Annotated in this window: 26 protein-coding genes; 7 read left to right on the forward strand and 19 right to left on the reverse strand. The window is 43.1% G+C overall.

The window, feature by feature from the left end; translation table 11 throughout:
* The first annotated feature begins 43 nt into the window (after positions 1–43).
* Both PTQ21_RS21795 and PTQ21_RS21800 read left to right on the forward strand, forming a co-directional pair.
* Complete coding sequence (locus tag PTQ21_RS21795; RefSeq protein WP_274567106.1) at positions 44–1,066, forward strand: MBL fold metallo-hydrolase; 1,023 nt, start codon at positions 44–46, stop codon at positions 1,064–1,066.
* Positions 1,067–1,618: 552 nt separating this feature from the next.
* Positions 1,619–1,876, forward strand: a complete 258-nt coding sequence (locus tag PTQ21_RS21800; protein WP_024630063.1) for a GlsB/YeaQ/YmgE family stress response membrane protein — start codon at positions 1,619–1,621, stop codon at positions 1,874–1,876.
* A gap of 137 nt (positions 1,877–2,013) precedes the next feature.
* Here the strand turns inward: PTQ21_RS21800 and PTQ21_RS31500 are convergent, their stop codons facing one another.
* The 3 genes from PTQ21_RS31500 to PTQ21_RS21810 all read right to left on the reverse strand — a co-directional run bounded on the left by PTQ21_RS31500 (position 2,014) and on the right by PTQ21_RS21810 (position 3,320).
* On the reverse strand, positions 2,014–2,151 hold the full coding sequence (locus tag PTQ21_RS31500) for a hypothetical protein (protein ID WP_420800382.1): 138 nt from the start codon (positions 2,149–2,151) through the stop codon (positions 2,014–2,016).
* 156 nt (positions 2,152–2,307) lie between these two features.
* Positions 2,308–2,874: a sugar O-acetyltransferase gene (locus tag PTQ21_RS21805; protein WP_063567453.1), complete on the reverse strand. Its 567-nt coding sequence runs from the start codon at positions 2,872–2,874 to the stop codon at positions 2,308–2,310.
* Positions 2,875–2,960: 86 nt separating this feature from the next.
* Positions 2,961–3,320 (reverse strand): cyclophilin-like fold protein, encoded by a 360-nt coding sequence (locus tag PTQ21_RS21810; protein ID WP_079693627.1) that lies wholly within the window; start codon positions 3,318–3,320, stop codon positions 2,961–2,963.
* Positions 3,321–3,579: 259 nt separating this feature from the next.
* On the opposite strand from PTQ21_RS21810, the gene PTQ21_RS21815 reads away from it, so the two are divergent.
* A complete protein-coding gene (locus PTQ21_RS21815; RefSeq protein WP_090950363.1) occupies positions 3,580–4,125 on the forward strand; it encodes a TetR/AcrR family transcriptional regulator in 546 nt (181 codons plus the stop codon).
* Positions 4,126–4,312: 187 nt separating this feature from the next.
* Here PTQ21_RS21815 and PTQ21_RS21820 read toward each other — a convergent pair whose 3' ends face one another.
* From PTQ21_RS21820 to PTQ21_RS21845, 6 genes are all read right to left on the reverse strand, one after another.
* Entirely contained in the window at positions 4,313–4,546 is a 234-nt protein-coding gene (locus PTQ21_RS21820; protein WP_274567115.1) for a hypothetical protein, read from the reverse strand.
* Positions 4,547–4,638: 92 nt separating this feature from the next.
* Positions 4,639–4,998, reverse strand: a complete 360-nt coding sequence (locus PTQ21_RS21825; RefSeq protein ID WP_274567116.1) for a hypothetical protein — start codon at positions 4,996–4,998, stop codon at positions 4,639–4,641.
* A 406-nt stretch (positions 4,999–5,404) separates the two neighbouring features.
* The gene (locus PTQ21_RS21830) at positions 5,405–6,256 is read right to left on the reverse strand and encodes a PRD domain-containing protein (protein WP_063567491.1); all 852 of its coding nucleotides are present in this window, start codon (positions 6,254–6,256) and stop codon (positions 5,405–5,407) included.
* A gap of 17 nt (positions 6,257–6,273) precedes the next feature.
* Positions 6,274–7,716 (reverse strand): glycoside hydrolase family 1 protein, encoded by a 1,443-nt coding sequence (locus PTQ21_RS21835; RefSeq protein WP_274567117.1) that lies wholly within the window; start codon positions 7,714–7,716, stop codon positions 6,274–6,276.
* A 49-nt stretch (positions 7,717–7,765) separates the two neighbouring features.
* Positions 7,766–9,724, reverse strand: a complete 1,959-nt coding sequence (locus PTQ21_RS21840) for a beta-glucoside-specific PTS transporter subunit IIABC (RefSeq protein WP_274567118.1) — start codon at positions 9,722–9,724, stop codon at positions 7,766–7,768.
* A gap of 502 nt (positions 9,725–10,226) precedes the next feature.
* Positions 10,227–10,826 carry a TetR/AcrR family transcriptional regulator gene (locus PTQ21_RS21845; RefSeq protein ID WP_274567119.1) on the reverse strand — a complete coding sequence of 200 codons (600 nt, stop codon included), beginning with the start codon at positions 10,824–10,826 and terminating at the stop codon, positions 10,227–10,229.
* A 211-nt stretch (positions 10,827–11,037) separates the two neighbouring features.
* Between PTQ21_RS21845 and gap the strand changes: the two genes are divergently transcribed.
* Together gap and PTQ21_RS21855 are read left to right on the forward strand one after the other, a co-directional pair.
* The gene (gap, locus tag PTQ21_RS21850) at positions 11,038–12,048 is read left to right on the forward strand and encodes a type I glyceraldehyde-3-phosphate dehydrogenase (protein ID WP_274567120.1); all 1,011 of its coding nucleotides are present in this window, start codon (positions 11,038–11,040) and stop codon (positions 12,046–12,048) included.
* A gap of 103 nt (positions 12,049–12,151) precedes the next feature.
* The gene (locus PTQ21_RS21855; protein ID WP_274567122.1) at positions 12,152–13,204 is read left to right on the forward strand and encodes an NAD-dependent epimerase/dehydratase family protein; all 1,053 of its coding nucleotides are present in this window, start codon (positions 12,152–12,154) and stop codon (positions 13,202–13,204) included.
* Positions 13,205–13,407: 203 nt separating this feature from the next.
* On the opposite strand, the gene PTQ21_RS21860 is transcribed toward PTQ21_RS21855, so the two are convergent.
* The 10 genes from PTQ21_RS21860 to PTQ21_RS21900 form a co-directional block, all read right to left on the reverse strand.
* Positions 13,408–14,130 carry a class I SAM-dependent methyltransferase gene (locus tag PTQ21_RS21860; protein ID WP_197521395.1) on the reverse strand — a complete coding sequence of 241 codons (723 nt, stop codon included), beginning with the start codon at positions 14,128–14,130 and terminating at the stop codon, positions 13,408–13,410.
* Positions 14,131–14,845: 715 nt separating this feature from the next.
* Entirely contained in the window at positions 14,846–15,181 is a 336-nt protein-coding gene (locus PTQ21_RS31400) for a phosphotransferase-like protein (protein WP_338020285.1), read from the reverse strand.
* 65 nt (positions 15,182–15,246) lie between these two features.
* Positions 15,247–15,432, reverse strand: coding sequence for a phosphotransferase-like protein (locus tag PTQ21_RS31405; RefSeq protein ID WP_338020286.1), 186 nt, complete (start codon positions 15,430–15,432; stop codon positions 15,247–15,249).
* A 286-nt stretch (positions 15,433–15,718) separates the two neighbouring features.
* Positions 15,719–16,759 (reverse strand): NADH:flavin oxidoreductase, encoded by a 1,041-nt coding sequence (locus PTQ21_RS21870; RefSeq protein WP_274567125.1) that lies wholly within the window; start codon positions 16,757–16,759, stop codon positions 15,719–15,721.
* Between the two features lie 203 nt (positions 16,760–16,962).
* Complete coding sequence (locus PTQ21_RS21875; RefSeq protein WP_274567126.1) at positions 16,963–17,538, reverse strand: TetR/AcrR family transcriptional regulator; 576 nt, start codon at positions 17,536–17,538, stop codon at positions 16,963–16,965.
* A gap of 96 nt (positions 17,539–17,634) precedes the next feature.
* Positions 17,635–18,198 (reverse strand): GNAT family N-acetyltransferase, encoded by a 564-nt coding sequence (locus PTQ21_RS21880; protein WP_064637872.1) that lies wholly within the window; start codon positions 18,196–18,198, stop codon positions 17,635–17,637.
* A gap of 160 nt (positions 18,199–18,358) precedes the next feature.
* Positions 18,359–20,332 (reverse strand): elongation factor G, encoded by a 1,974-nt coding sequence (locus PTQ21_RS21885; protein WP_274567127.1) that lies wholly within the window; start codon positions 20,330–20,332, stop codon positions 18,359–18,361.
* 216 nt (positions 20,333–20,548) lie between these two features.
* Complete coding sequence (locus tag PTQ21_RS21890; protein ID WP_274567128.1) at positions 20,549–21,631, reverse strand: nucleotidyltransferase domain-containing protein; 1,083 nt, start codon at positions 21,629–21,631, stop codon at positions 20,549–20,551.
* Positions 21,632–21,787: 156 nt separating this feature from the next.
* On the reverse strand, positions 21,788–22,054 hold the full coding sequence (locus PTQ21_RS21895; RefSeq protein WP_274567129.1) for a CD3324 family protein: 267 nt from the start codon (positions 22,052–22,054) through the stop codon (positions 21,788–21,790).
* A 304-nt stretch (positions 22,055–22,358) separates the two neighbouring features.
* On the reverse strand, positions 22,359–23,024 hold the full coding sequence (locus PTQ21_RS21900) for a GntR family transcriptional regulator (RefSeq protein ID WP_063567471.1): 666 nt from the start codon (positions 23,022–23,024) through the stop codon (positions 22,359–22,361).
* A gap of 179 nt (positions 23,025–23,203) precedes the next feature.
* On the opposite strand from PTQ21_RS21900, the gene PTQ21_RS21905 reads away from it, so the two are divergent.
* Both PTQ21_RS21905 and PTQ21_RS21910 read left to right on the forward strand, forming a co-directional pair.
* Entirely contained in the window at positions 23,204–23,737 is a 534-nt protein-coding gene (locus PTQ21_RS21905) for a YbhB/YbcL family Raf kinase inhibitor-like protein (RefSeq protein ID WP_063567472.1), read from the forward strand.
* 450 nt (positions 23,738–24,187) lie between these two features.
* A complete protein-coding gene (locus PTQ21_RS21910) occupies positions 24,188–25,591 on the forward strand; it encodes an MFS transporter (RefSeq protein ID WP_274567130.1) in 1,404 nt (467 codons plus the stop codon).
* Positions 25,592–25,671 lie beyond the last annotated feature (80 nt).

The raw sequence follows: 25,671 nt of genomic DNA on the forward strand, positions 1-25,671 counted from the left end.
GTATGCCTTACACCAAAAACATATACGAAAAAGGAGAATTTTCATGAAGTATGGACGTATTATTCAAAAACCTCGCGTTAAATTTTTTGAAGTCGCAGATGGCGTCTTTGCCGGTATTTCGCCGTATCGCGGCATCAGTTGGGCCAATGCCGGGTTCATCAACAAGGGTGAAGGGCTGGTGTATGACACGTTCTTCGATTTGTTCCATGCGCGGGAAATGCGGGAGGCTTTTAAGGAAGTAAGCAACGGAGGCTCTCCCGCATATGTGGTGAACTCGCACTATAATAGCGACCATGCCTGGGGAAACAAAGTGTTTGAAGATGCTTGCATTATTATGCACAAGGAAGCGTCCAGAGAGCGTCTTACCGAAAATATCTCCTGGATGGACAGCGTCATCAGAAGAGGAAAGGATTCTCCGGAATCTACTTCGGGCGAGCGGTTCTTTGCAGCTGAATTTGAAGGATTCGACCTGGAAGGCGTAGAATGGTTGCTCCCGAATATTGAGATAAAGGACGATATAAACATCCGTCTTGGCGATACGGAAGTAATGATTTACAATGTTGCTCCGGCCCACTCTGACAGTGACTTGCTGATGTGGATGCCAAAAGAAAAAGTGCTGTTCGCCGGCGATGTGGTGTTTAACGGGTGTACGGCATACAGCGAAGAGGGAACCCTCAATTGGGTTAAAGTGCTTGACCGCATTATTGATGAAATTAAACCCGAAATCGTTATTCCAGGACATGGCGCCATCTGCGGCCTGGACTTCGTGAAGGAGCAGAGAGACTACCTCCTGAACCTGATCAGCGAGTTCAACAAGCATTACAATGACGAAATTGATGCCTTGTCCCTGACCAAGCAAATTGATATTTCCCGCTTCCTTCATTGGATTCAGCCAGAACGCTTGTATGTTACAGTGGACATCCTATTGAAAAGCAAACGAGGGTTACCACCCCTTCCAATTTGGAACGAGGTGCCTGCTAAGCTGGAAGACATGAAAGTTTTTTTGGCCGGAAAATATGATAATCAAATCAAGCCATGGGACCCTATGAGTGTTTGGCAAGAATGAATAGCAATTGATGCTAGCCTACGAAAAACAAAAAACGGCCCTGTCGCAAACGATGCGAACAGCGGCCGTTTTTTTTGAATAGTTCCACGGAATTAAAATGGGTGCTTATAAACCGATTATGAAGAAAAATGGAGTTGGACTTATGAATTGCTAGTAGAACTCTTCTAAAACGATATAACCAAAATTTGATGTTAATCCGTTAATTTAATAACACAAAGATCTATCCATAATTTAAAGCAGTTTTTAAAGATGTTACCATTATATGATAGAGTACCGCATCCAGCAGCTGCAAGGCTATCTTACCGTTTTCAGCCGTTTGAACGACGTCGTTTTCTCTTCTCATTACGAGCTCAAATCTCTGATTGCGACTTCATCGTCAATGACAAGTATCTTCTTCAAGTGCACCCCTTCTAGCCTTGCTCCCCAGCTTGAATCATAATTCACCCTCATCTTAGCACAGACACTTTAGATTGCTCCACCAACTGGAAGGTGAGGTATATTCCACTCAGTCCAACATAACTTGTAATAAACTCGAAGAAAGGAGAACAATCCATGGATCTGCTCTGGGTACTCATTGTTGGTGGACTTATTGGCTGGTTAAGCGGCAACTTGATTGGGCGGGACGTACCAGGTGGTGTACTTGGGAACATTATTGCGGGTTTTATCGGTTCCTGGTTAGGTACGGAATTGCTGGGACCAAGGGGGCCGGTGATTGGCGGATTTCATATTATTCCCGCCATCGTTGGCTCGATTATTGCCCTGCTCATCTTCTTCGCTCTGGCACGCGGCGGAGCCTTCCGAAGACGTTAACAAAGAGAGGCGGAAACCGATACCGTCGTTCATTAAAAATTTTTATAAAGATGCTGCCAGGGCATAAAGGTACAGGATAAACATAAAAGGACCGAAAGCATTCATCGATGGAAGATGAACACTTACGATCCTTTTTTTTATTTTTGTACTGATTTCATCCATTCTTTCAGTGCCTGAACAATCTGCTGAAGCTGTTCCTGTCCTGTAACCTTAGGCACTCTGTCTCTCTTTTGCATTCCGTAGGAGCCAAATTGATCATGGTTGCCACCCTTTATACTCTCGAATGTCGTTTTTTTCGGAAGATTGGGTTTGGCTTTTCCCTACGCTTCCCTGTTCAGAACACCATCATTACTTGATGTCACTCCTCAGTCATGTTGGTAACTTTATGTCATTCTACATTTTTCTATATATTCCCGATTACATGAGCGTTTCTATTCCAAATTCTTTATAATTTTCGCAGGAACACCTGCAGCAATCGTATTGGGTGGAACGTCCTTGGTGACCACTGCACCTGCAGCAACGATAGAATTTTCTCCGATCGTAACCCCAGGCATGATCATCGTGCCTGCACCAAGCCAAGCGTTTTTCTTGATGACTATTGGAGTAGATATCGTGGAGCGTCTTTCAGCTGGTTCCAGCGGGTGGTTAATGGTAATCAGGTTAACTTTTGGACCTATCAATACGTTATCTTCGAGGGTTATCCCACCTCTGTCCATAAAAGTACAAGCATGATTGATAAACACATTTCTTCCTACTCTGATATTCTTGCCAAAATCCGTGTAAAAAGGAGGAAGAAGTCCAAACGATTCATCCACCTCTACTCCCGTTAATTTCGAAAACAATCCTCTGACTTCTTTCGCTTCATGATATGAGTTGTTTAATTGCATTGTAATTTTCTGTGCTTCAACAATAAGATCATGAATTTTATAATACTCCGGGTCATTTAAAGAAATTAACTCGCCATTTTTATCTCGTTCAAGAATGTCTTTGGGTTTCATTTCACTTTACTCCTTTTCCATATAGATAAACTAATCAGTAGTCTTACTTCTCTAGATAACTTCACCTCTGGAAACATTCCTGCGGTTTATTCTGCAAGCGACCAGGTGACTTGTACATGCCCTGAACCAAGCGTAGCTGCCAAATTAGACGGATCGTCAACACTTCCGAGTAGTACATAACCGCCATAAGAATTGGAGAAAGTCTGATAAAAAAGCACCAAAGTGTTTCCGGACCAGGACATAATTTCACCGGCATGAATGGTTTCAGGGCGTTCGGTAGATGCAGCAGGAAGCTCCTCGGGCAGATCATTATACTTTTCTAGCCCATTCAGTTCTTTCATTTGGATGGTCATCGGAAATTGCGCTATCAGGGCTTGTGTCGTTTCATTGTTATTTAAAGTTGCTGTAAACGTGCTGCCGCCAACAATAATATGGATGGGAATCACGCTGTTTTCCTCCGTCTGATGATCTACTGTTTCAGCCGTTACCTCCAGATTTTACGAATCCTCTCCATTCGTACCGGTTCAGGGTTGTCTCTGCCGCAATGTAGTCGTTTAGTCATACGCGATTTTGATCGTTTACACGACATGTGTATAATATTATATTGAATCGAGGCACTTACAATCGTTAAATAATCTGTGTTTGTCGATTATTCTACAAAATCCCCTGAATTGACTATTAACTAAGAGAGCTTGGTGGAAATACATGCCTAAAATAGATCGAAGAATACTCAAATCACAGGAAGCGATAAAAAAGGCCCTCATTGAATTGATGTCAGAAAAGAATTTCGATTCCATTACGATCCAGGAGATTTCCAACAGGGCAAATGTTCACAGGGCAACCATCTACCTGCATTACACAGATAAATTTGATCTGCTGGATAAACTGATTGAAGAGCATATTAACAACATGAAAGACATCAACCAATATGCATGTGAAATGGAGTGGAGTGAAGCGAATCTGGTCTATTTCGAATACTTTGAGCGCAATTATTTATTCTTTTCAACGATGTTGGCGAGTAAAGGAGCTCCTTCTTTTCGTGCCCGGTTCCTTGAGTTTCTTATTGAAGAATATAAAGGTGAAGTAAATATGAACGAAGAAAGAAACCAGGGATTGGATGAATTAATTGTGGGCTCCTTTATGGGAACAGCTTTTGTAGGAATAGTGGAATGGTGGATCACGAGCGGGATGCCGTATCCACCTCATGTCATGGCAAACCAGGTTGGGGTCTTGCTTGAGAGGGTTGTATAAGAGGGATATCAAACGAACGAAACAAAAAAGCTGCTAATTCAGCAGCTCCAGGCTGTCGAGACATTCTCGGCAGCTTGAGCCCTGTTTAGCAGAGAGGTTTTATCCGTGCCTATTCAATATGATTATATTCCTCGAAATCGTAATTCGTTCATCATGGCAAGCAAAGTCAATTTGAAACTAGTCGTATTTACAACAAATATCCCAACGGACACCAGACTCTATACCCTTGCGCAGAACCCATGGCATAATCCACGCCCCCATTAAAATGAACCAGGCCCGCTCGAAGTCCATCCGACATTCCCACCAGATCAAGCTTGGTATCCACCTGTAGCCCTGTCGTCATGAGGTAACGTTGAGATAGCGTATTGCCAGCCCGGAAAAAGCCACCTTCCTTGATAGGTCTGAATCCCTTCAGTCGCAAATGTCCCGGCCGTTCAGCGAGAGACTAATAATCCGCCCATAAAATACCATTATACATCTGGTGTATGCCTTTGCCTTCCCCTTTATAACCATTCACATATACTCTGAATACTCCTTCATGATATTGAATGGGAACGCCTGCAAGCGATCATATGCCGGTTTCGTTTTATCCAGCTTGCTCTGATTTCGAATATCATAATCCAGCGATCCACTGGGACAGTTCCTGAAGTCCTCGAACGCACTCGCCCATGTCTTTGCACCAATGGCAACCTTCTCCTGCATTAGCTTCAGCGCATCGCCAGTGAAACCCACGGAAGGATGTACGAATCCTGACGGGCTTACCGTCTCCAAGATTGCTGGCTGGGTATGGATAACCGAATCATCGGCCGCCACCCTGCCGGGAACGTACCTTATAACCGCACAGATGCTTACGACAAACACACGAATAACCATCCATTTAACAAGGTTATAGCACTACTTCATTTCTATTGCCTCCTGATTCGCTTAAATGTAGAATTCATCATTATTGCCTCTGGATTTTCTGCTGTCTTCTCCTTTCCTTGGGATATTTTTCTTCATGAAGCGTAAATAAAATCCGGTCTGAAGTGAACCCAAATTTCAATAAAAAAAGTAGGTGAAAACTATTTTTTTCATAAATAAATCATCGACAGGCACCATACGAATAGATTTTTGCAAATATAAAAGACCGTTTCCCGAAAGAATACGAGAAAACGGTCATTGTTAGAAAGTATCTTATCTCCTGTGTACTAAAAGGCATATGAACATGCCAGAAATCAAGGGCATCAGATGTTCAGAGAATCGCTCCTCCTAAGTAAGGGAATATAACTTTAGCTTTGTTTTATAATCCTCCCTCGTCACCTTGCTCCTCCTGCACAATTCGAGCAATGTGAATCATCAAATATAATAATTCCTCGTTCGATATGGAGATATCCAGCATGTTTTGCACGTAGGTTTTGATCATCTCCGCGCATTTGTATTCAAGCGGATGCTCCTTCGCCATGTGTTGAAATATAAAATCTTTCGCCGAATTGCCCAGACGCCCTTCTTGTAAACGCTGGATGAAGAATTGCAAATGTGTGACGAGTCTCACATAATGGATGGAATTTTTGTTCAATTGTATATCAAAGGTGTATTGAATCAGGTTAAAAATATCTTTTAACATCTTAACGGATTGCATCGTGCGCTCCATATTCTGCTCATGTGTTTGGGCATTCACGAAATGAAAAGCGATATTCCCTGCTTCTTCTTCCGGCAGTTCAATACCCAGTTCTAGATTCAGCATCTGAACGGATTCAACCCCCAGTTCGAATTCGACAGGATGAAACCTCTGGATCTCCCATAACATGCGATTCTGTAATGCTACACCTTTTTTCCATCGTTCAATAGCAAACGACAAGTGATCCATAAGCGTAAAGAAGATTTGATCGTCAAGAGACAGCTTTTCTTTGGCATTGGTAATCAGTTTGTTTATGACATTCACATGTTTTTCTGGCATGTTTTCGATGGTTCGTACGTAAGCCTGGGCAGACGGATTATTTTGCAGAATGAATCGTTTCTGGATGTGCTCCTCATCGAGTCGCTCGCCGACTTTGCCTTTGAATGCCAAGCCTTTTCCCATGACAATCATTTCTTGTCCCTGTTCATCTTTGGTCAGAAGCAAGCTGTTATTCAATATTTTGATTACTCTCATGCATTCATCACGATCCTTTATTCTTTCGTGACCGCCTGATCCGAGTTTCCGATACATCTGCCATTCTGTTTAATGACCTCCTGATACCACGAGAAGCTTTTCTTCTTCAAGCGCTTCAAGTCTTTCAGATCCTGTTCACCGCGGTTTACATAGATCATGCCGTAACGTTTCCCATAACCTTGATGAGTGCTTACCACGTCAATCACGGACCAAGGGCAATAACCAATCACATCTACCCCATCCGTTAGAGCCAGTCTGATCTGTTCCAGGTGTTTCTTAATAAAATCAATCCGGTACGTATCGTTAATGGTGTGATCTGCCTCCAGTACATCCGGAGCACCTATACCATTTTCCGTAATTAGAATCGGGAGACCATATCGTTCACATACCTTACGTAATGTTAGCCTCAGGCCAACCGGGTCAATGACCCAGCCATATTTTGTTTTTTCGGTATAAGGATTCTCCGCGGCCCGGTATACTCCCTGCTCGCCAAGCATGATTTGCTGATCACCCGCACGAGCTGTAACATCCGACGCATTGCCCGTACTGGCGGCAATGGTTGCCGTCGAATAATAATTGATTGCTACCAGATCGGGGCGGCCAGACCGGATATCATCCATGTCACCCTGCTCAATAACCGGCTCAATGCCACGTTCATGTAAATAACTCCAGAATAATGGGTTATACCGTCCCCATACTGATAAGTCGAGAAAACCCCATCCGCGAATCGTCTCCCAGTTATGTGCAGCGATTGCATCTGCTGGTCTGGAGGTTGCCTGGTACATGGAAGTCATGTTCAATGCAGGACCGATCTTGCCTTGCGGGAGCATGTCATGAAATAGTCGCATCGTTCTGCCTTGAGCCACAAACATGTGATGATTTTGCTGATACAGTTCCTTACTGGAAGGCAAACGTCCGCCCTTCGGTGTGCCAATGGCTCCCGGATGAAGAATCATCGTATTTTGCTCATTAATGGTCAACCAATATTTCACTTTATGCCCGTAATGCTCAAACAAGATACGCCCGTACTCGACAAAAGCATCGATCGTTTCCCGGTTGTTCCATCCTCCCGTTTTCTCAAGCTCGTAAGGTAAGTCGAAATGGTACATGGTCACAATGGGTTCGATACCATGGAGCAGCAATTCGTCAATCAATTGGTGATAGTAATTGAGTCCTTTTTCATTAACAGCTCCTGTGCCTGAAGGCAAGATTCGAGTCCATGCAATCGAAAAACGATATGCTTTGAGGCCCAGCTCTGCAAAAAGCTTCACGTCTTCTCTGAATCGGTGATAGTGGTCGCTCGCTACTGTGAAATCGGCGGTTCCGGCCGGATGATCACACATATCGATGACGGACAGACCTTTGCCATCTTCGTTCCAGGCTCCCTCCACTTGATAAGCAGAGGTAGAGCCTCCCCACAGAAATTCATTGGGGAATGGTTTGATGTGTTGATATAACATCTCAAGCACTCCTTCATTTTAATGTTTATGACGGACCGTATTAAGCTTGTTATGAAAGGTGGATAATAGTCGCTCCAACCTCCACAGGACTCTGCTTCTCCAGCTTAATATCCGGGAAACGATCCGAATTGGCGATAATAATCGGGGTTATAACTTCATATCCTTCCGCCTTGATGGCATCGATATCGAAGCTGATCAACAAGTCACCCCGTTGTACCCGATCCCCCACTTTAATGGAAGAGTTGAAATGTCTCCCCTTCAGGTTGACGGTATCCACTCCAATATGAATGAGTACCTCTTCTCCATCATAACCATTTAATTTGACCGCATGTTTGGAGTCCATGAAAGCCGTAACTTCACCTGTGATTGGTGCATACAGTTCTCCTTTAGCAGGGATAATTGCAGCGCCTTTACCCAGCAATCCCAAAGAGAAAACATCGTCTGGTACACGGTCCAGATGGACTAATTCCCCTTGCATCGGGCTGGCGATCGTAAGTGGGCGTAATTCATTTTGGCTCGGTACATTTGCATTTGTTGTTGCAACAGACTGCGTGCCGGCCGTGTTGTCTTTAACAGGCTGCCCGGAAAGCATCTTGTCATCGTTAACATTGGAATTGCCTTCTTCTTCATCGTCTACTGGATCTTCAAAACCAATGATCCATGTCAGGGCAAAGGTAACGATAAAAGCAATCAGACAAGTCACAATGGCATGAACGATGTTCATCGGATTGCTTCCAATGAAGGCAGGCAACGCGGCAAGCCCAGGAGAAACGAAGGCATAACGCACTAATCCAGTCAGACCAGCGTATATCCCTGCTACGCCACCACCAATCATTGCGGCAATCAAGGGTTTCTTCAGTTTCAGTGTTACACCGTACAAGGAGGGTTCCGTGATGCCCAGCACAGCGGTGAAACCGGATGAAGCAGCGAGCTGTTTCAGTTTTTTGTTTTTGGTTTTTAATGCTACAGCAAGCGTAGCCCCACCTTGAGCAATATTGGACGCTAGCATTCCCGGACCGTTGATCATTTCATATCCATTTTTGGTCAGTTGGCTAGTTGCAATCGGCGTCATCGCCCATGCAGTGCCTGTCACGACCAGGAACGGTTGCAAAGTTCCCATTAACAAAGGAATCAGCCAACTGGCTCTGGCATTAATCGCTTCTGCACCCAGCGCAACCAGATCATTCAGGTACGTTCCGAAAGGCCCGATCGCCACCAATGCAAGAGGTGCTGTAATCAATAGCACAATCATCGGTTTCGTGAAAAATTTGATCATTGAGGGCGATACTCGATCCGCGAAACGTTCAATATAAGACATGAGCCAAACGACAATAATAATTGGCAGCACGGAACCTGCGTAATCGGTTAGTCGAACTGGAACACCGATGAAAAACACATCTTTTCCTTCCGCCATCAGGGCGCTCCATCCCGGGTGTAACAAAACACCGGCAACGGTCATCGCCAGAATTGGACTTGTTTCGAACTTAATGGAAGCTCCATAAGCCAGCAGAATAGGCATGAAATAAAACGCCGCATCCGCAATGGTGTTAAGGATGTAATAGTTTTGGCTTTCTGTAGTTACGAGGCCTGTCAGCACAAGTACGGCTAATATCGCTTTGATCATACCCGCGCCAATAATTGCCGGTATTACCGGAGTAAATGTCGTCGAGATTACGCTTATGAATCTGGAAATCCAGCTCTGTTTCTGCTTTGGTCCGTTATTTTTGCCGGAATCTGATTTGGACTCCGCACTTTGGGTTGCTGAACCCATCTGCTGAGTGATAACTCGGTAGACCTGCTGCACCTCATTGCCCACGACAACCTGGTATTGTCCACCATTGTTCACAACGGTAATGACACCTGGAAGAGCTTTGAGTTTTTCTGTCTCCGCTTTGGAGATATCGTGCAGTTCGAACCGAAGTCGGGTTGCGCAGTGCGTAAGCCGAGCGATATTATCCTTCTTTCCAACCAATTCCGTAATCTCTTGTCCCAACTTGCGATAATCCATACCTTTGCCTCATTTCTGAAATTGGATATAAAAAAGACCAAAACGATATGCCTCCCCCTTCTCACATAAGGAAAATGCAAAATCATTTTGGTCATGCCTGCTTTACCAGTAACAGCCAAACACTGCTAATATTCAATTCATTATTGATGTAAACGTTTACTGGATCATAATATCACACAACAATTTAGTTAGCAATCACTTTATTCGACATTTTTCTTTATACCTAAACACTTATGTTTTACTTTTATCGTGTCAGTTGTCCCGCAACAATGTGAACATTTTCATGTATTTCGGTGCTTAATGATGTTCATGTCCCTCGACATTACTGCAACAAAAAAAACATTCTTTCTTATAACTGCGTGAAAAATATAAAAATCACCCGTTCGGGCTATTGCATAAGACAGCTTATACTTAAAAGAGACGATCCATCGAAAGTTTAGATTCTGAACTTGAGTTGTCATCGATGATGCCCAGCTTTATTCCGATGTGCCAGTACATCAGATTAACTAATCTTTAAGCAGCATTCCTGCAAATAGGAAGAGAAAATTTTTTTGTTCATCAGCATGTGCTTGTTATCCCCATCCAACTTGCTGAGCAAAATCCCTCCCTCCAACAAGGAAAATGCAAATGATGCTAGCGCATCCACATCAAGATTCTCCTTTAACTCTCCAGCTTGAATGCCGTCACGAATAATACTTTTCATCATATCCAAGAAGTTATGCATCCCTTGCCTTGCCTGACCACAAAGCTCCAAATGAGTATCGTCACTTTCTACAGCTGTATTCTGCATGGGACATCCGCCGATAAATGGGGGATCGTTGACGACATTCTCATAGACACGAAAAAAAGCAACCAACTTTCCAGACGCAGACTGCTCTTGATCGACCGCTTCAGAAAATTTACTGGCGACCATACTGGCAGCATAATTGTAGGCTTCAAGCGCTATCTCGTCTTTACTAGCAAAATGTCGATAAATGCCCCCCTTTTTAATTCCTGTGTCGGCAATAATATCGTTTAGCGATGTACCGGCATATCCTCTCTGGTTAAAAATTTCAGCCGATTTCATAATGATGTGTTTTCGTGTTCTGTCCCCTTTTTTCATGATCTCCTCCATATGAACCGTATATTTGATTTAAACGAATTATCCAATTCGTCCTTGCAATTCACTAATATCATGCTAATATAAAGATACCTAACGGTCTCTTTTCACATTATACAATAAGCTATTCTAGAATGAAATAGCGCTGGGTCATTTTTATTTCATTGTAGGCATTGGCTTGTTGGAATAAATAAAACTTATAGGGGGATTTTCAGTGACTGTAAAAGTAGGTATAAACGGTTTTGGACGAATTGGACGACTCGCTTTTCGCCGAATTCAAGATGTGGAAGGCGTCGAGGTAGTAGCGATTAACGACCTTACGAACGCTAAAATGTTAGCTCATCTGCTCAAATATGATACGACGCAAGGCACTTTTCACGGTGACATTGAAGTCCATGACGGAACCTTCAAAGTAAACGGCAAAGAGGTTAAGGTTTTGGCTAAGCGGAATCCTGAAGAGCTTCCTTGGGGAGAACTTGGCGTTGATATTGTTCTCGAATGCACAGGCTTCTTCACTACAAAAGAAAAGGCCGAGCTTCACCTGAAAGGCGGAGCGAAGAAAGTCGTCATTTCCGCCCCTGCTACAGGAGACATGAAAACGATTGTATACAACGTGAACCATGACACACTGGACGGAACGGAAACCGTCATTTCCGGCGCCTCCTGCACAACCAACTGCCTGGCCCCTATGGCTAAAGCTCTACACGACAAGTTTGGTATTCAATCCGGGCTGATGACGACCGTTCACGCTTACACGGGTAACCAAAACACGCTTGACGCTCCGGATCCAAAAGGAGATTTCCGAGCTGCGCGCGCCTCAGCGGAGAACATCGTTCCCTACTCCACCGGTGCCGCAAAAGCCATTGGTCTGGTTCTTCCGGAACTGAAGGGTAAACTGGATGGGGCATCTCAACGTGTACCTGTACCAACAGGTTCTGTGACTGAACTCGTTGCCGTTTTGAATACCAAGGTAACGGTTGAGCAAGTTAACGCTGCTATGAAAGAAGCTTCCGATCCAGAAACTTTCGGCTACACGGAAGACGAAATTGTATCTTCCGATATCAAAGGCATCACATTCGGTTCGCTCTTCGACGCCACACAGACGAAAGTTCTGACTGTCGATGACCATCAATTGGTGAAAACCGCAGCTTGGTACGATAACGAAATGTCTTATACAGCCCAATTGGTTCGTACTCTGGAGCACTTCGCTAAGATCGCTAGATAAATAATCGTAAGATGGAGAGAAGTAAAATTCTATAAAGGATGCGCTCCACAGTACGATGATCGATTGTTCGGTATTAGTCTGGTTTTGACCGGATGCGCGTCGGTTGAGCTATACCTTCAATCCGTGGCGGCACCAGGCGGACTATCCTGAATTCCGAACCGAAAGGATGATCACTTTGAAAATTCTCGTCACGGGAGGCACCGGCCTGCTCGGCGGCCGCCTGATTCCGAAGCTCGCGGAGGATGGTCACCAGATTTTCGCCCTCACACGCTCTGTATCATCTCACGCCAAACTCAAGGCCATGGGTGCGACGCCGGTAGATGCTGATCTCGAAAGCAGCACGCCATTCGTGTTACCGGCCATCGATGCTGTTGTGCACGCGGCCGCCCTTTTCCGCTTTTCAGGGCCCCGCGAACCATTCTTCCGTACCAACGTTGATGGCACTGCAGCATTGCTGAAGGCAGCCGAGTCCGCCTGTGCGAAGACATTCGTCTACATCAGCGCGGCGGGAATCCATATGGATAACGGCGGCACGCTCATCCGCGACGCTGATGAAAGCGCGCAGACTTTCCCGAACCACTTCTCCGCCTACCTGGCGAGCAAGGCACGGGCAGATACATTGGTTCTGGCAGCCAACAAACCCGGCTTTCGCACGATCTCGCTTCGCCCACCGGCTATCTGGGGGCCTGGTGATCCGTTTAGCCGAGCGCTTCCCGAAGCAGTCAGATCTGGACAGTTCGCGTTCATCGACCGTGGCGATTACCCTTTTTCAACCTGCCATGTGGACAATGTGGTTGAAGCCATACAATGCGCTCTTGAACGCGGAGAAGGCGGTCATGCCTTCTTCATCAAGGACCAGGAAAGGCAGACTTTCCGTGAGTTCGTCGCCTCCCTTGCGAACTTGCAGGGCTTGTCCATCGATAAGATGCGTTCGCTGTCCTACTGGCTCGTCTCTGCGATTGGCCGGCTGTTCGACACGATCTGGGACATCACGCAGAAAGACGGCGATCCGCCGATCTCACGCTCGATGATACGCATGATTGGGCGTGAGTTCACCGTCAACGATGCCGCTGCACGTCGAGAGTTAGGCTATGTCGGAAGAACTTTGCGCGACGCCGGCTTGCAAAGCTATGAGGAACCATCTGCTCGACGATAGGGCTTTGGAGGGAAAACGACGGCAATCGGTGGTTAGTATTTCCTGGGCTGGCTCTTTTGGCAATTTGGTAAGCATGTGCACTACAGGATTAGCGTAATAAAAAATGGAGCAGTCGCCACCGGCGATACTGCTCCTTTATTTGTTGAACTAAAGTGCTCCGTTAGTTCAGTGATTACTTCTTTAAGTATGGGATAATTGCTGCTTTAGACAGTTTTGGACCCTATCCCATACTGAAAGTACTTAGGGGTGCAATGGACATGCAATTCAATTCCCACACTAGCAGCAATTTGCTCAATCTCTTTATCGCCAAAGAAATTCTTCACTATAGTAGCATGATCACCATTATTAAGCTTCCGAACCATCGTTTGCCCAGATGTCCCCACTACATGAGACTCACGGGTTCCTGCTACTTCTCGATCATCGATAAAGAACATTTTCCCTCCGGGCTTCAAACAGCGTGATACCATGGTGAAGAAGCTCGCCAGTCTCTCTCTGGGTAAATGAGATATCCAAAAAGTAAAAGCAACTGAATCGTATAACTGATCCGGAGACCAACTGAAAAGATCTGCAATGATCGTTCTTACATTGGGTTCAGATACTACCGGATTATGCGAAAGCATTTCTTCGGAACCGTCTACAAGGGTCAATATAAGGGCTTCTTTTAAGAACAGACTACTCCAAGTGCCAGTCCCCGCCGCAAGTTCAAGAAAGTCACCATGAAAATGTTCAGCTTTAAAAGCATTCTTAATCGTACTGATCTCATCGAACCAGATTTGGTTGGCTTCGTCTCCTTGATTAAATGTGCCTCGACGGTACCACCAGTCATTGTACTCTGGAGCACGTTCTTTATAATATTTCAACTGATCCTGAAGCTGCTGATCTGTCACACTTTCGTACGAAGCACCGTTGGTTTCCTTGCTGTTCACGCAAACATCATTCCCTTCTCCCATCAGGGCTTAAGTCAATGATTTTCCCATTAACAAAAGTCCTAATAAAGTTAAATTTTCACATACTTTCGTTGAATATTTTCTCGCCAGAATTCAGCTTCCTATATAGTAAAACCGTTCAATTGGAAGCAAGCACTTCTGGTTCGCGTTTGAGCCTTTCACAAGGTTACGAAAACGAACTTTCCAGAACACTTTCTTGCTTCAATTCCCTGCATTAATACTCTGTGTAGTATTGTTAATATTCCGATCACTATCTGTCTACACAAAGTCCACCTCTTTATTTCACAACCCACCGTTTCCTCTGTTACACCCTTGCTCTCATCGGGAAGCTTAGTTCCTCATACTCAAGATGTCCTTAGACCGCTCCAAAATTCAAAATTAAAAATCTTACTATTAGCCTTCTTCATCATCAAAACATGCTCTTGATGTATTAAGACTGCTGTTGCCATTTGTCTAACTTCCATAAATCTGCTCTCCGTAAGGTATTCAGGTTTTCAATAAGTTATCCTTTTCAAAATCAAATGGGAATAAATCCCCCTATAATCTGCCTGTTTTTTTGCAAAAGCAGTCGATCATAATGACCGACTGCTTCCATGATTTTATTGAGCTCTCGTCCCGTTAGCTTAGCAGGACCGAGAGCCGAATGACCCGAAGCGTAAATATGATGTTAGCTGATGGATATGCCTTCTTTGAACTACTTACTTACACTTTTCCCCTTAATCAACTTCTTAAAAGCAGTGTATTCTTCATTAGATCTTATAAAATTTAATATCTCATTGGCACACTCACTCGATCTCATTATTTCAGTATTAAATTCAAGATCATATTCATTAAAGCTATACACATTATCGTATTGTGAACTTGCTAAACCAATCTCCCTATCTCCTCTAAGTTGTTCTCTTCTAGCAAGTTCTTCCTTTGAACATTTAACTTCTACGAACATGACAGAGTGATTTGATAATAATTCAATACAAGTATTGAACCATTTGTCATTACCTATAACAGAATCTACAACTACGTTGTTTCCCATCGCAGAAAATAGTTTTATTGTCGAGTAGTATAATGAAATCAACGGATCTGCAAGAATTTGATTTACTAATTGTCCATACTCGGATATGTGTTGTTAATAAAATCTTTATAACTATGAAATAGCCCATTAATAAAATTATCAAATGATAAATGTTGAAATGGGATATCACTTTGAGTTAATAATTCATTAGATATGCTTGTCTTTCCAGAACTTGAAGCACCATTAAGAAGAACTATAATCCCTGGCTTCAATAGAATCCGCCTTTCATCATTTTATTTTTGCGTACCTTTCAGCTAACACTAAACTTAACGAAAATTATCCATTTTAAAGTACTCGTGAAGTTATTGAACAATCCTGCCCGTGTCCCTCGACATTGCCATTACAAAAACACCTCCAAGATGATCTCCCTATCTTACGATAAGGTTTCATTCGAAGGTGTTTTGATTTGTCTCACGTTATGGGGGCAGTCCAACCACTACGTTGGTCTGTCACTGCTATTCTTCATAAGATACATATTCCTAATGAGTATAACTGCAATTAAGTAAGTACGGTCATCGCCTCTCTTGTAAATGGAAGCAGATCATCGGTACGTCCTTCTTGAATTTTCTTAGCCCATTCAGGGTCGACCAGAAGAGCACGTCCTACCGCAACCAGATCAAACTCATCATTCTGAAGTCGTTGTACCAATCCATCAATACCGACGTTACTTGCGCCTTTACCTTCTGTGAACAGACTTGTAAAGTCACCATCAAGACCAATCGATCCAACGGTGATTGTCGGTTTGCCAGTCAGTTTTTTGGTCCATCCAGCAAAATTCAGATCAGCCCCTTCGAATTCCGGCTCCCAGAAACGGCGTGTGGAACAGTGGAAGATATCGACTCCAGCTTGAACCAACGGTGCGAGAAGCTGCTCCAGTAATTCCGGTGTTTCAGCCAATTTAGCCTGATAATCATCTGTCTTCCACTGAGATAAACGCAGTACAATCGGAAATTCCGGTCCCACTACTTCACGGCAAGCCTCAATCACTTCAACTGCAAAACGTGTGCGAGCCATCATATCTCCACCGTAACGATCCGTACGAGAGTTGGTTTTCTCATACAGGAATTGGTCGATCAGGTAGCCGTGTGCTCCATGGATTTCAACACCATCGAACCCAACGCGTTTCGCTTCTGAGGCTGCTTTTGCGAATTCCTGAACGATTGTAGCAATCTCAGCTTCCGAATAATCATTAACATGACCCTTGGCTCCCATATGCCAGATCTGTGGAATAATTCGACCGCCAGCTTCATGTACTTCAGATACAACATGTGCCCACCCATTCATTGCAGCTTCCCCATAAAAGTGCGGCACATTGGCTTGATTGGATGCATCCGGGTGATTAATTATCGTCCCTTCCGTCACAATAAGCCCCACTGCGTTCTCTGCTCTGCGGCGGTAATAGCCAGCAACATTCGAACCCGGGATACCGTCCGGAGAAAACTGACGCGTCATCGGCGCCATCACGATCCGATTGGATAACTTCAAGTGACCTAACTCTACGGGTTGGAACAATGCTTCTACGGATTGAGAATAATTCATAATAACCTCCACATATTTAGTTTTATATAGTTGACCTAGGAGATGTTAAACAGCAACCAGCCTGGTTAACAGCTAGACGTTACTTCCAAATGAATCAATACACGATTTTTATCGAAAAGCCCCACCTCCTTCAAGGTTTCGTGGTGTATTAATCCGCCTTAATTATTTTTGACTTCGTAGTCAAGAATTTCACAAAAAAAAGATCAAGACATGATCATGCCAAATGAAGTACGCAGAACCATCTCGATCTGTTCACGGGATGAACCTGATTTCTCCATAACTCTCACACCCAGGATGGTGTTATTTAGATAAGATGCAAGCTCTATACTCGTATACCGGTTGGAAATTAAATGTTGTTTCTGGCCACTACTTATGATCTTCTCTAATACCAGTTGAACCTCTTCTACCATGAGCTCAGCTTCGCGTGTGACCTGCTCGTCATCTGTTCCGAATTCGAGTGATGCATTCACAATTAGACACCCTTGGCAGCCAGTTTCATCGTCTAAAAGGGAATATCGTAAGGCATCCAGTTTATCACCGGGAGACGAATCCAGGGCTTCAATCTCCTTCAGTTTCGCTATAACCTGTTCACGGTAAAGTGCCAGCGCCTTCAGGAACAACGATCGCTTGTCTTTAAAAACACAGTACAAACTTTGCTTTTTGACTCCTGTGGTACGCGTAAGGTCCTCATAAGAAGTTGCTTTGAAGCCTTGATTCCAGAACACTTCCATAGACTGGTGTAATACACGATCGACATCAAATTCTCTTGGTCTGCTCATGGAATTAATATATCAGTTATTGACCATGCAGTCAATAACTAATCATCTTCCATCCTAATCTCTACGGAAATTTCCTGCAGGTCCCTTGAATGCAGTCTAACTCTTCCGGTAAGCAACCTTGTGAAAAGCATTGATATAACGGAATAGTGCTTCACCATCATCAGGCACATGCGTGCTTTTATCCAGCGGAAACATCATTGCCTGATACGGCTCTGGCACCATTCTATATTGATGGACATAGGAGGTCAGGATGAACCCGTTGCGTTGCCAGAACTGAATGCGTTCCTGATGAGCCTCCGTTGTCCCGGACTCCGCCTCGATAATCATACCTTTGATCTCGTGTTCCCTTAACGCCCAGGCTCTGAGCTGCTCTAGCATCCAGGTCCCTATGCCCAACCCGCGCAGCTTCTGATCAACCGCGAGGTAATCGATGATCAGGATGCGGTCCGCAGCCTGCCCCTCCAGTCCAGTAACAGCCATCGCAACCACTTCTCCATGATGCACGCCCGTGTGTAAATAACCAATCCCCCGGTCAAGCATACTGCGCAGAATCGCTTTTGTCTTAGCACCGCTTTGAAAAGCCTCGTGATAGATTCGCTCCATCCGCGCCCACAATGCTTCATCCCACTCCTCTATAGTAGTAAACTCTAATTCCAGCATCTCATTCGCCTCCAGATTTCTATCATAACAATTTCCGCCTCTGCTAATAACACTGTTAAACGTTTGTAGAAGGTACTCTACTGTCTAGTACTTTTATAAATGAATCAAAGAAAAAGCAGAGTACACCACTTGTACGCTGCTTTTTACTCGCTTTTTCAGCTTACACCGAATTCAAGACATGTAAGAGATACTCCTTCCGATTTAATGGATTATGATCGTATCTTGTACATGATGGCACTTCACCATCGAAGGACTGATAGCCATAAAATTCGGATAGCAATACACCTTCACCTTGGGTCCAACCCGGAAGTTGGTTCTTGAATGACTGAATATTCTTAATCGGGATCATGCCATATATCATAAATACCTGGTCATTCTGAATCGGATCCTGATAGGTTGAAGAGGCTTGAGTTAGTTTAAATAAAATCCTACTTAGATAATTAGCAGGAACCTCTAATTCGAACCGATGAATGGGTTCATAAATTTGAGTAGTTGCTTCAGCTAGTGCTCTCATTAGCACAAGAGGCGTTAATTTTCGAAAATCACTAGCTGTACTAACTGCACTTGCATAGGCGGTATCCGTAAGTGTCACGATTAGATCGCGAACTTCCCAACCATATAGTCCTTGCTTAAGCGTCTCATAGACGGTTTCTTCAATTGCCTTATGAAACGATAAAGGTAGGGAGCCAAGCTCTACTTCTAGATGATATTCAATACCGGTTGAACGAGGATTCGGATCAATACGAAAGCCTATAGTACTATAAAATGGGTTTCCCTTGTCTCCCATTCTCTCAACTGCCTCCCCTGTAAAGATAGGCTTTTCAATATAAATAGGCTGTGTCACAAGAAATTCGATATCGATTTGAGCGTCTTTTTTCAGTTGATCCCGAATCACTTCTTTTTGAATTTCACCATAAAGATGAATAGATAGCTCCCTTTGAAGAGAATTCTGCTTGATATGAATAAATGGATCCTGTTCGGCTAATTTTTTCAATGCTCTGAATAAATGAATGGTCTCGTTTTCGTCAGAGGCTTTGATCGTTGTTACTAAACTAGGCGGCGAGAACAGAGTTTCAGTCGTTGCATTGGAAGGAACACCGATATCATCGCCAACCTGGCAGTCTGTTAACCCCATAATTTTCACGATATCTCCACATGCAGCAATTGTTCCATCTGTTGTTTTTCCAGAAAAGAAGTGTTTCAACCCCGTGACCTTGTTGGTAAATTTGATAATTTCTCCTGTTTGATTCATCCGATAATAGGAAAGACTCTCACGTATCTTGATTTCACCAGAGAAAACTCGTACGTAAGCGATCTTTTCGTCGTTTTTTCCACGTTCAATTTTAAAAATTCTCCCTCTTGTAAAAGAAGTATTTTCATAATGAACGGAAGAATGGCAATTCTGTATGGCTGTAATCAAATGGGGAATGCCCTCACCAGTAATTGCCGAACCAAATAGCACCGGATAAAGCTGTGCTTGTTTGAACTGTTCTAGAAACTCCAATTCAAAGTCAACGGGGGCTAAGTCTTTAGCGCTGTAAAGATATCGTTCGAGAAAGCGTTCATTATTATCAGCTAAACGATTTGTTAGGCCCTCCATAAATTTCTGATTGTTTTCCGTGAACAATTCCATATGCGCGGCAGATGTACCGATATTATTAACAAAGCCCATTGCTAAAGCATGGGGTGTCAATTTATCATGGATCTCAGTTAGTAACGATTCGTACCTTGCACCCATACGATCTATTTTATTGATAAAAAAGATTGTAGGGATTTTCAATTTAGCAAGTGTCTTCATCAAAACTCGTGTCTGAGTTTGAATACCTTCGACAGATGAAATGACAAGGATGACTCCATCTAATACTCGTAAAGCCCTCTCAACTTCAGAGATGAACTCGGGGTGACCTGGTGTATCAATCAAATTCACTTTCACATTATTAACCGTAAAGGAAACGACAGCAGATTGAATGGTAATTCCTCGTTGTCGTTCCATTTCCATAGAATCTGTTTGCGTATTTCCTTTATCAACACTGCCGATTTCAGATATGATACCCGTTTCAAAAAGTAATCTTTCAGTTAAACTCGTCTTTCCTGCGTCTACATGCGCAAGAATCCCTATATTTATATTTTTCAAACGTTATCATCCTTTTTATTTTCATATTATTCTCCTTTTGTATAGTCATAGTATTTTTTCGCATACTATTCACGCTCCTTATATGTAATACTCTTATTATACTTTTTATGAATTTTATTACAAACCTTCAACATCAGATTCGTTATCCATCTAGATAAACTCAAAATGAAAAAGACCGTAAAGAAACTAATTCTTCACGGCCCTTTATAAGGTAGGTCAATGATTTAAATAATAGTTATATAGTTGCTCGAAGGTTGTAAAGCGTTTGACTTCTCTGCCCACCTTATCATACTCGTCTAGATATTCATCCATCACTTCAAGGAACTTCTCTTTCATTACTGGTAAATCACTTGCATCAAAGTACTGCATAAGATCAAATTTCTTGATCCCCTTCTCCACAGCCATTTCATCAAGATACCCTTGTGCTCCAAAGGCCGAAAGAAAGACGTAGGAAACATCATTCGTTGTAACACTGTTCAAGATTTTATTGTAGTAGTTGCACCACAATTCTTCGTATGTTCCCCTCAGATTATCAAAGTTAGGAGCAGGTTTAACAATGAAGTTATCGCACATCGTACTATGTAACCTTGTAACGCTATTCAACATATAAAATGATGCTATTCGGATATCTTCAATGGTATGAGCTTCGATGACTGACATGTATAAGGATTCGAGATCATCAGGAACATAGCGAAACGAGCATATCTCTTCCAAATATCGCTTGATTCCTCGTTTGATACACGTGTTATTTATACTGACCAAGGCATTGACTAGATTGTAAAGAACGTCGGCAGATGCATGTCGCACTGAACCGATATCTTCACTCAGCATCGTATCGCTGTATGCTTGCTTAGCCAGATCAATCCATTTTTTTGCTCGATTAAGACACGCTTCTCCTATCGGGCTTGCAAGTGCATCAAGAGCTTTTTGCCTGAAGTCATTCAATTTCTCCAAATCCTCAGGCTTTGCATAGTAGAGTATTTTGAGCTCGGTTAGGCTTGATACGTTGGGACTCTCTAGTGTGGATTGCTCTTGTATTCTTGAATCCCATGGCGTGCAATAGATGTCATATCCAACGTCATCCAAGATGAAGCAATCGGATATTTCCCATCCCCTTTCTGTATTGTTGATAATAATCAAATCAAGATCGCTCTTCTCGTGAAAGTCCCCGGTGCTAAATGAACCCGTAAGCCCAATAATGGCGATATCGTCTAGAAAATCTTTTTTTGCGCGTTCGATAACCATGTTAATTAGCAGTTCATTTTTGTCCAGCAGCTTCTTCTTCATGATTTCGTTCATTCGTTACACCCCTTCGTATAAGCAGGCCGTTCTTCATCCCAACAACCTTAACTTGAGTCTATCGATGTAGAGGTGCGGTTTCTATGTATAAGTTGATTTAATCCAACTTTGCACAAAACCCGCTAAACCGTCGATACGACCATTTAGCGGGTTTCATTAGTTCTTACTATAAACAATTTTCTTTATGCTTTCGTAGGACAAGAAATACTGAGCCGCCAACTCCTCTATGCTGACTCCATTGCGAAACAAGGATTTGATCTCAGCGTTTCGAGCAGAGACCCTACTTTTGCTTTGTGTTTTCTCGCCCCATTTTAGGTGTGCCTCTTTGGGTTTGGGGATATAAATCAATTCGCCTTGAACGTATTCTTGAATGATACGTAGCAGTTCTTCGGGAAAAACAAACTCGGCATTTGAATATTTCATGAGCCTCACTCCTTATTTAATAAATCAATAAGGTGCAAAGCCAGTTAGTAGAATATTACGATTTGTCGTTGGCAATGTGATTGTCCCTAAGCTCTATGCAAAGCATTGCCATATCCTTTACTGGCTTTGCATAGAGCCATGCATATAAGAACCCTACCCCGATTGTTTTCAATAGCCTCACCTCCATAGAAAATAGTTAGATTAACCAAGAAATCGCTAATGCGAATATTAAGTATCTCCGTCTCTATCCAATTCCCCAGGTACCGATAAGTTTTGATTTAAACTTTTGAATCTTATAAACAACTTATTGGTTGTCGAATAAGACCTCTGCGGTTAGTTGGATGTGTGCTCTAAAGATCTGTGTAGCACGTTCACCATCGCGGCTAAGAACTGCATCTGCTAATGCCTTATGTTCAGCGAGCCCATCGCGGACTTGCTGTTGCGGGGGGGAACAATGTCGATAAAATTCGCTCAAATCCCAAAGGTTACTGCAGATATCCAAGAGAACTGGATTCGGACATGCGGCAATAAGCTCGTAATGAAATTGACGATGAATCTCGGACCATTCTTCGCGGACAACAAGCTTTTCATTCACTTCCTTGTACTCAGCCGTTTGCGATAGCTTGTGATGCACGGCAATTACATTGGATTCCCATGTGAGATCACCATGGGCGATGGATAGGCGTAAAGCTTCGGATTCATTGATTAACCTCGCTTGTATGATGTTGTTCAGTTCTTCTTCCGACGCCGTCTTTACTGAAAATCCGTGGTTAGGATTTTGCTGTACCAGACCCTGAGTCGCCAATCGCGTCAACGCTTCGCGAACAACAGCAACTGAGACTTCGAAACCTTTAGCTAATTCCGCAACTTTTAATGGAGAACCCGGTTCATATTGTCCAGTCAAAATATCGGATTGTAGTTTCTTCCTGACATTCTCGCTTAAGGTGGACGAACCGTTCCTTTTGGCCATGAAGCAGCACCTTCCTTCATACACATTATAATTCTACGTAATTGTATGTAGATAGTTTACACCGTTATCAATAAAAAACAAACATTAAATTCGATAGTGAATTATAAAAACGATTATTATTTACAGAATCGATTATTTAATGTATTATCGAAAATGAAAATAAAAGGAGGTAATTTACAATGAACAACAATCCATTTTCCAAATTGCCAGAAGTAGCAATCTTTCAATTGGAGAGTAATGACATTATGGAGGGACATCCTCTACCGACCCAGCATTATTCGGAGATGTCAACACTTGAGGGAAGTAAAGATCTCTCGCCCCATTTGAAGTGGTCGGGTGCACCCGACGGGACAAAGAGTTTTGTCGTAACTGCATATGATCCGGACGCCCCAACTGGATCGGGGTTGTGGCACTGGGCCGTTATCAACATCCCTGCCAGCGTAACCGAGCTACCTACAGGCGCAGGTGACGAGTATTCCAGCGGTTTGCCGCAAGGCTCCTTGCAACTACCGAATGATTTGAGACTTGAACGCTTTATCGGTGCAGCGCCTCCAGCGGGACACGGTCCGCATCGATATTATTTTGTCGTTCATGCGCTGGACGTCGAAAATATTAGTGTCGCCCCTAATTCCACGCCAGCTCTCCTTGGATTCACCATGCTGAGTCATACGCTGGGGAGAGCAGTTCTCATGGCAACAGGGGAAATCAAGTAAACCAAGATGTTGAAGCATAGGAAAGAATGATATGAAAAATTCCGAGTATCTTATGCGTGTTTACGATTTTTTTTGCACACAACAGGGTTTGAAAAATAAGTACTCCATGCAATGCGGAGTCAAGTACGGAGGAAGTGGTGAAGCTGAACGATCACCCACATCATCATGTATGCCCCAATTGCCAGCAGCCAATTATAATTTTGAAGCATACCGTCATTTGCGGCTGTGGGAGCAAGATTAAAAACAAAGTGAAATTTAAAATATATCCAGAAAAACTGAAAAGTCCTCATCATTGAGGACTTTTCAGTAAATTAGCGTTGACCATCTCTGCCAGCGAAGTATTTAAAACATTACATTGTCGGTTTATTCAGATGAAACTTTTATCATCAAATGAATACAGGTTCGTTATTTCATCAATATAGTTTTATCCTATAGAAATGAGGCATTCCAATGCAAACCAATCATAGCGTTCAAAAAAATAAAGGAGAATTATTACTTGGTTTACTTGTCTTTACACTCATCATATCCGTCATGAATGCAACCATGTTTAATATTGTACTCCCTAATATCAGTAAACAATTTCAAATTTCTTCATCACAAGCGAGTTGGATCATCACAGGCTATATGATTGTGTACGCAATTGGCTCGGTAACTTACGGTAAATTGACAGACAGATACAGCTTGAAGAATTTATTGACGTTTGGCCTACTACTTTTTGCAAGTGGGTCTGTCATCGGCTTAGTGGCTAGTGAATATTGGATGGTCATTGTGGGGCGAATTGTACAGGCAGCTGGTGCATCAGTCATTCCGGCGATTTCTATGATTGTACCCGTTCGTTACTTTACATCTGAAAGGCGCGGTCGTGCATTAGGTACCGTTGCAATCGGATTTTCATTGGGTTTGGCCATTGGTCCGATCATTGCCGGCGTGGTAAGCAGTACATGGAACTGGAGGGTACTATTTGTAATCTCGCTTTTATCATTACTTACTTTGCCGATGTATCGGAAATATTTAGATGATGAAAAGGGAGTTTCCAGAAAAATGGATTATATTGGCGGAATACTTCTGGCCGGTACCATAGCCATTTTGTTACTGGCTTTAACAAACGGAAGTGTTTGGCTTGCCTTAAGCGGGATTATTATTTTCATTTTTTTCGTACTACGTATACGCTATACTCCAAACCCATTCATAAACCCGGCCATATTTCGAAACAAACCGTTTTCATTCGGTCTAATTATTACCTTCGTCATGATCGGGATTGGCTTTGCCTTTCCATTCATTACACCTCAGCTACTTTCTTCTGTACACCACTTGTCACCGGTTTTCATCGGAATAGTTATGTTGCCGTCGTCTTTAATGGCCGCGCTTTTGGGTCGACAAGGCGGTAAATTAGCAGATGATAAGGGAAATCGTTTCCTTGTGTTTACTGCAGCTGCACTTCTTATTATCGGTTTTCTCTCTTTGTCTTCAGTCGTTGGTATGTCGCCAGTATTTATAGCGATCTTTCTTATTTTTGGTGTTCTTGGTCAATCGTTCATGCAAATTGCAATGTCAAACACGGTTTCACGTACACTCTCAAAAGAGAATATCGGCGTAGGGATGGGATTATTCTCGATGGTCACTTTTATTGCTACGGCCACATCAACAGCTGTTATCGGCAAGATACTAGATTTGGGCACATCGACCATTAACTTAAATCCGATACCACAAAACAGTGCAACTTTCGTATATAGCAATATTTTCCTGACACTTCCCATTCTTATCGTTGCCGTAGCTGCATTATATTATGTCCAATTCAGGCGAACAGGTACAATGGCTAAGGACGAAAAGATGAATAGCGAACCAGTTACTTAGTCACGGTAATATGGAAATGCTAGGTCAGATCGGGTTTAATAACTTCAATAATCAAATCTAGACTGCTTAATCAAAAAATC

This window comes from Paenibacillus marchantiae (genome assembly GCF_028771845.1).
In the GTDB taxonomy this organism is placed as follows: domain Bacteria; phylum Bacillota; class Bacilli; order Paenibacillales; family Paenibacillaceae; genus Paenibacillus; species Paenibacillus marchantiae.

Coding starts and splice junctions, on each gene's coding strand:
- PTQ21_RS21805 (WP_063567453.1), bottom strand. CDS start 2,874: ATGAAACCCAAAGACATTCTTGAACGAGATAAAAATGGCGAGTTAATT.
- PTQ21_RS21875 (WP_274567126.1), bottom strand. CDS start 17,538: ATGAGCAGACCAAGAGAATTTGATGTCGATCGTGTATTACACCAGTCT.
- PTQ21_RS31400 (WP_338020285.1), bottom strand. CDS start 15,181: ATGGGAAACAACGTAGTTGTAGATTCTGTTATAGGTAATGACAAATGG.
- PTQ21_RS21905 (WP_063567472.1), top strand. CDS start 23,204: ATGAACAACAATCCATTTTCCAAATTGCCAGAAGTAGCAATCTTTCAA.
- PTQ21_RS21910 (WP_274567130.1), top strand. CDS start 24,188: ATGCAAACCAATCATAGCGTTCAAAAAAATAAAGGAGAATTATTACTT.
- PTQ21_RS21845 (WP_274567119.1), bottom strand. CDS start 10,826: ATGAAAAAAGGGGACAGAACACGAAAACACATCATTATGAAATCGGCT.
- PTQ21_RS21800 (WP_024630063.1), top strand. CDS start 1,619: ATGGATCTGCTCTGGGTACTCATTGTTGGTGGACTTATTGGCTGGTTA.
- PTQ21_RS21870 (WP_274567125.1), bottom strand. CDS start 16,759: ATGAATTATTCTCAATCCGTAGAAGCATTGTTCCAACCCGTAGAGTTA.
- PTQ21_RS21835 (WP_274567117.1), bottom strand. CDS start 7,716: ATGTTATATCAACACATCAAACCATTCCCCAATGAATTTCTGTGGGGA.
- PTQ21_RS21880 (WP_064637872.1), bottom strand. CDS start 18,198: ATGCTGGAATTAGAGTTTACTACTATAGAGGAGTGGGATGAAGCATTG.
- PTQ21_RS21900 (WP_063567471.1), bottom strand. CDS start 23,024: ATGGCCAAAAGGAACGGTTCGTCCACCTTAAGCGAGAATGTCAGGAAG.
- PTQ21_RS21890 (WP_274567128.1), bottom strand. CDS start 21,631: ATGAACGAAATCATGAAGAAGAAGCTGCTGGACAAAAATGAACTGCTA.
- PTQ21_RS21795 (WP_274567106.1), top strand. CDS start 44: ATGAAGTATGGACGTATTATTCAAAAACCTCGCGTTAAATTTTTTGAA.
- PTQ21_RS21830 (WP_063567491.1), bottom strand. CDS start 6,256: ATGAGAGTAATCAAAATATTGAATAACAGCTTGCTTCTGACCAAAGAT.
- PTQ21_RS21840 (WP_274567118.1), bottom strand. CDS start 9,724: ATGGATTATCGCAAGTTGGGACAAGAGATTACGGAATTGGTTGGAAAG.
- PTQ21_RS21815 (WP_090950363.1), top strand. CDS start 3,580: ATGCCTAAAATAGATCGAAGAATACTCAAATCACAGGAAGCGATAAAA.
- PTQ21_RS21825 (WP_274567116.1), bottom strand. CDS start 4,998: ATGGTTATTCGTGTGTTTGTCGTAAGCATCTGTGCGGTTATAAGGTAC.
- PTQ21_RS21895 (WP_274567129.1), bottom strand. CDS start 22,054: ATGAAATATTCAAATGCCGAGTTTGTTTTTCCCGAAGAACTGCTACGT.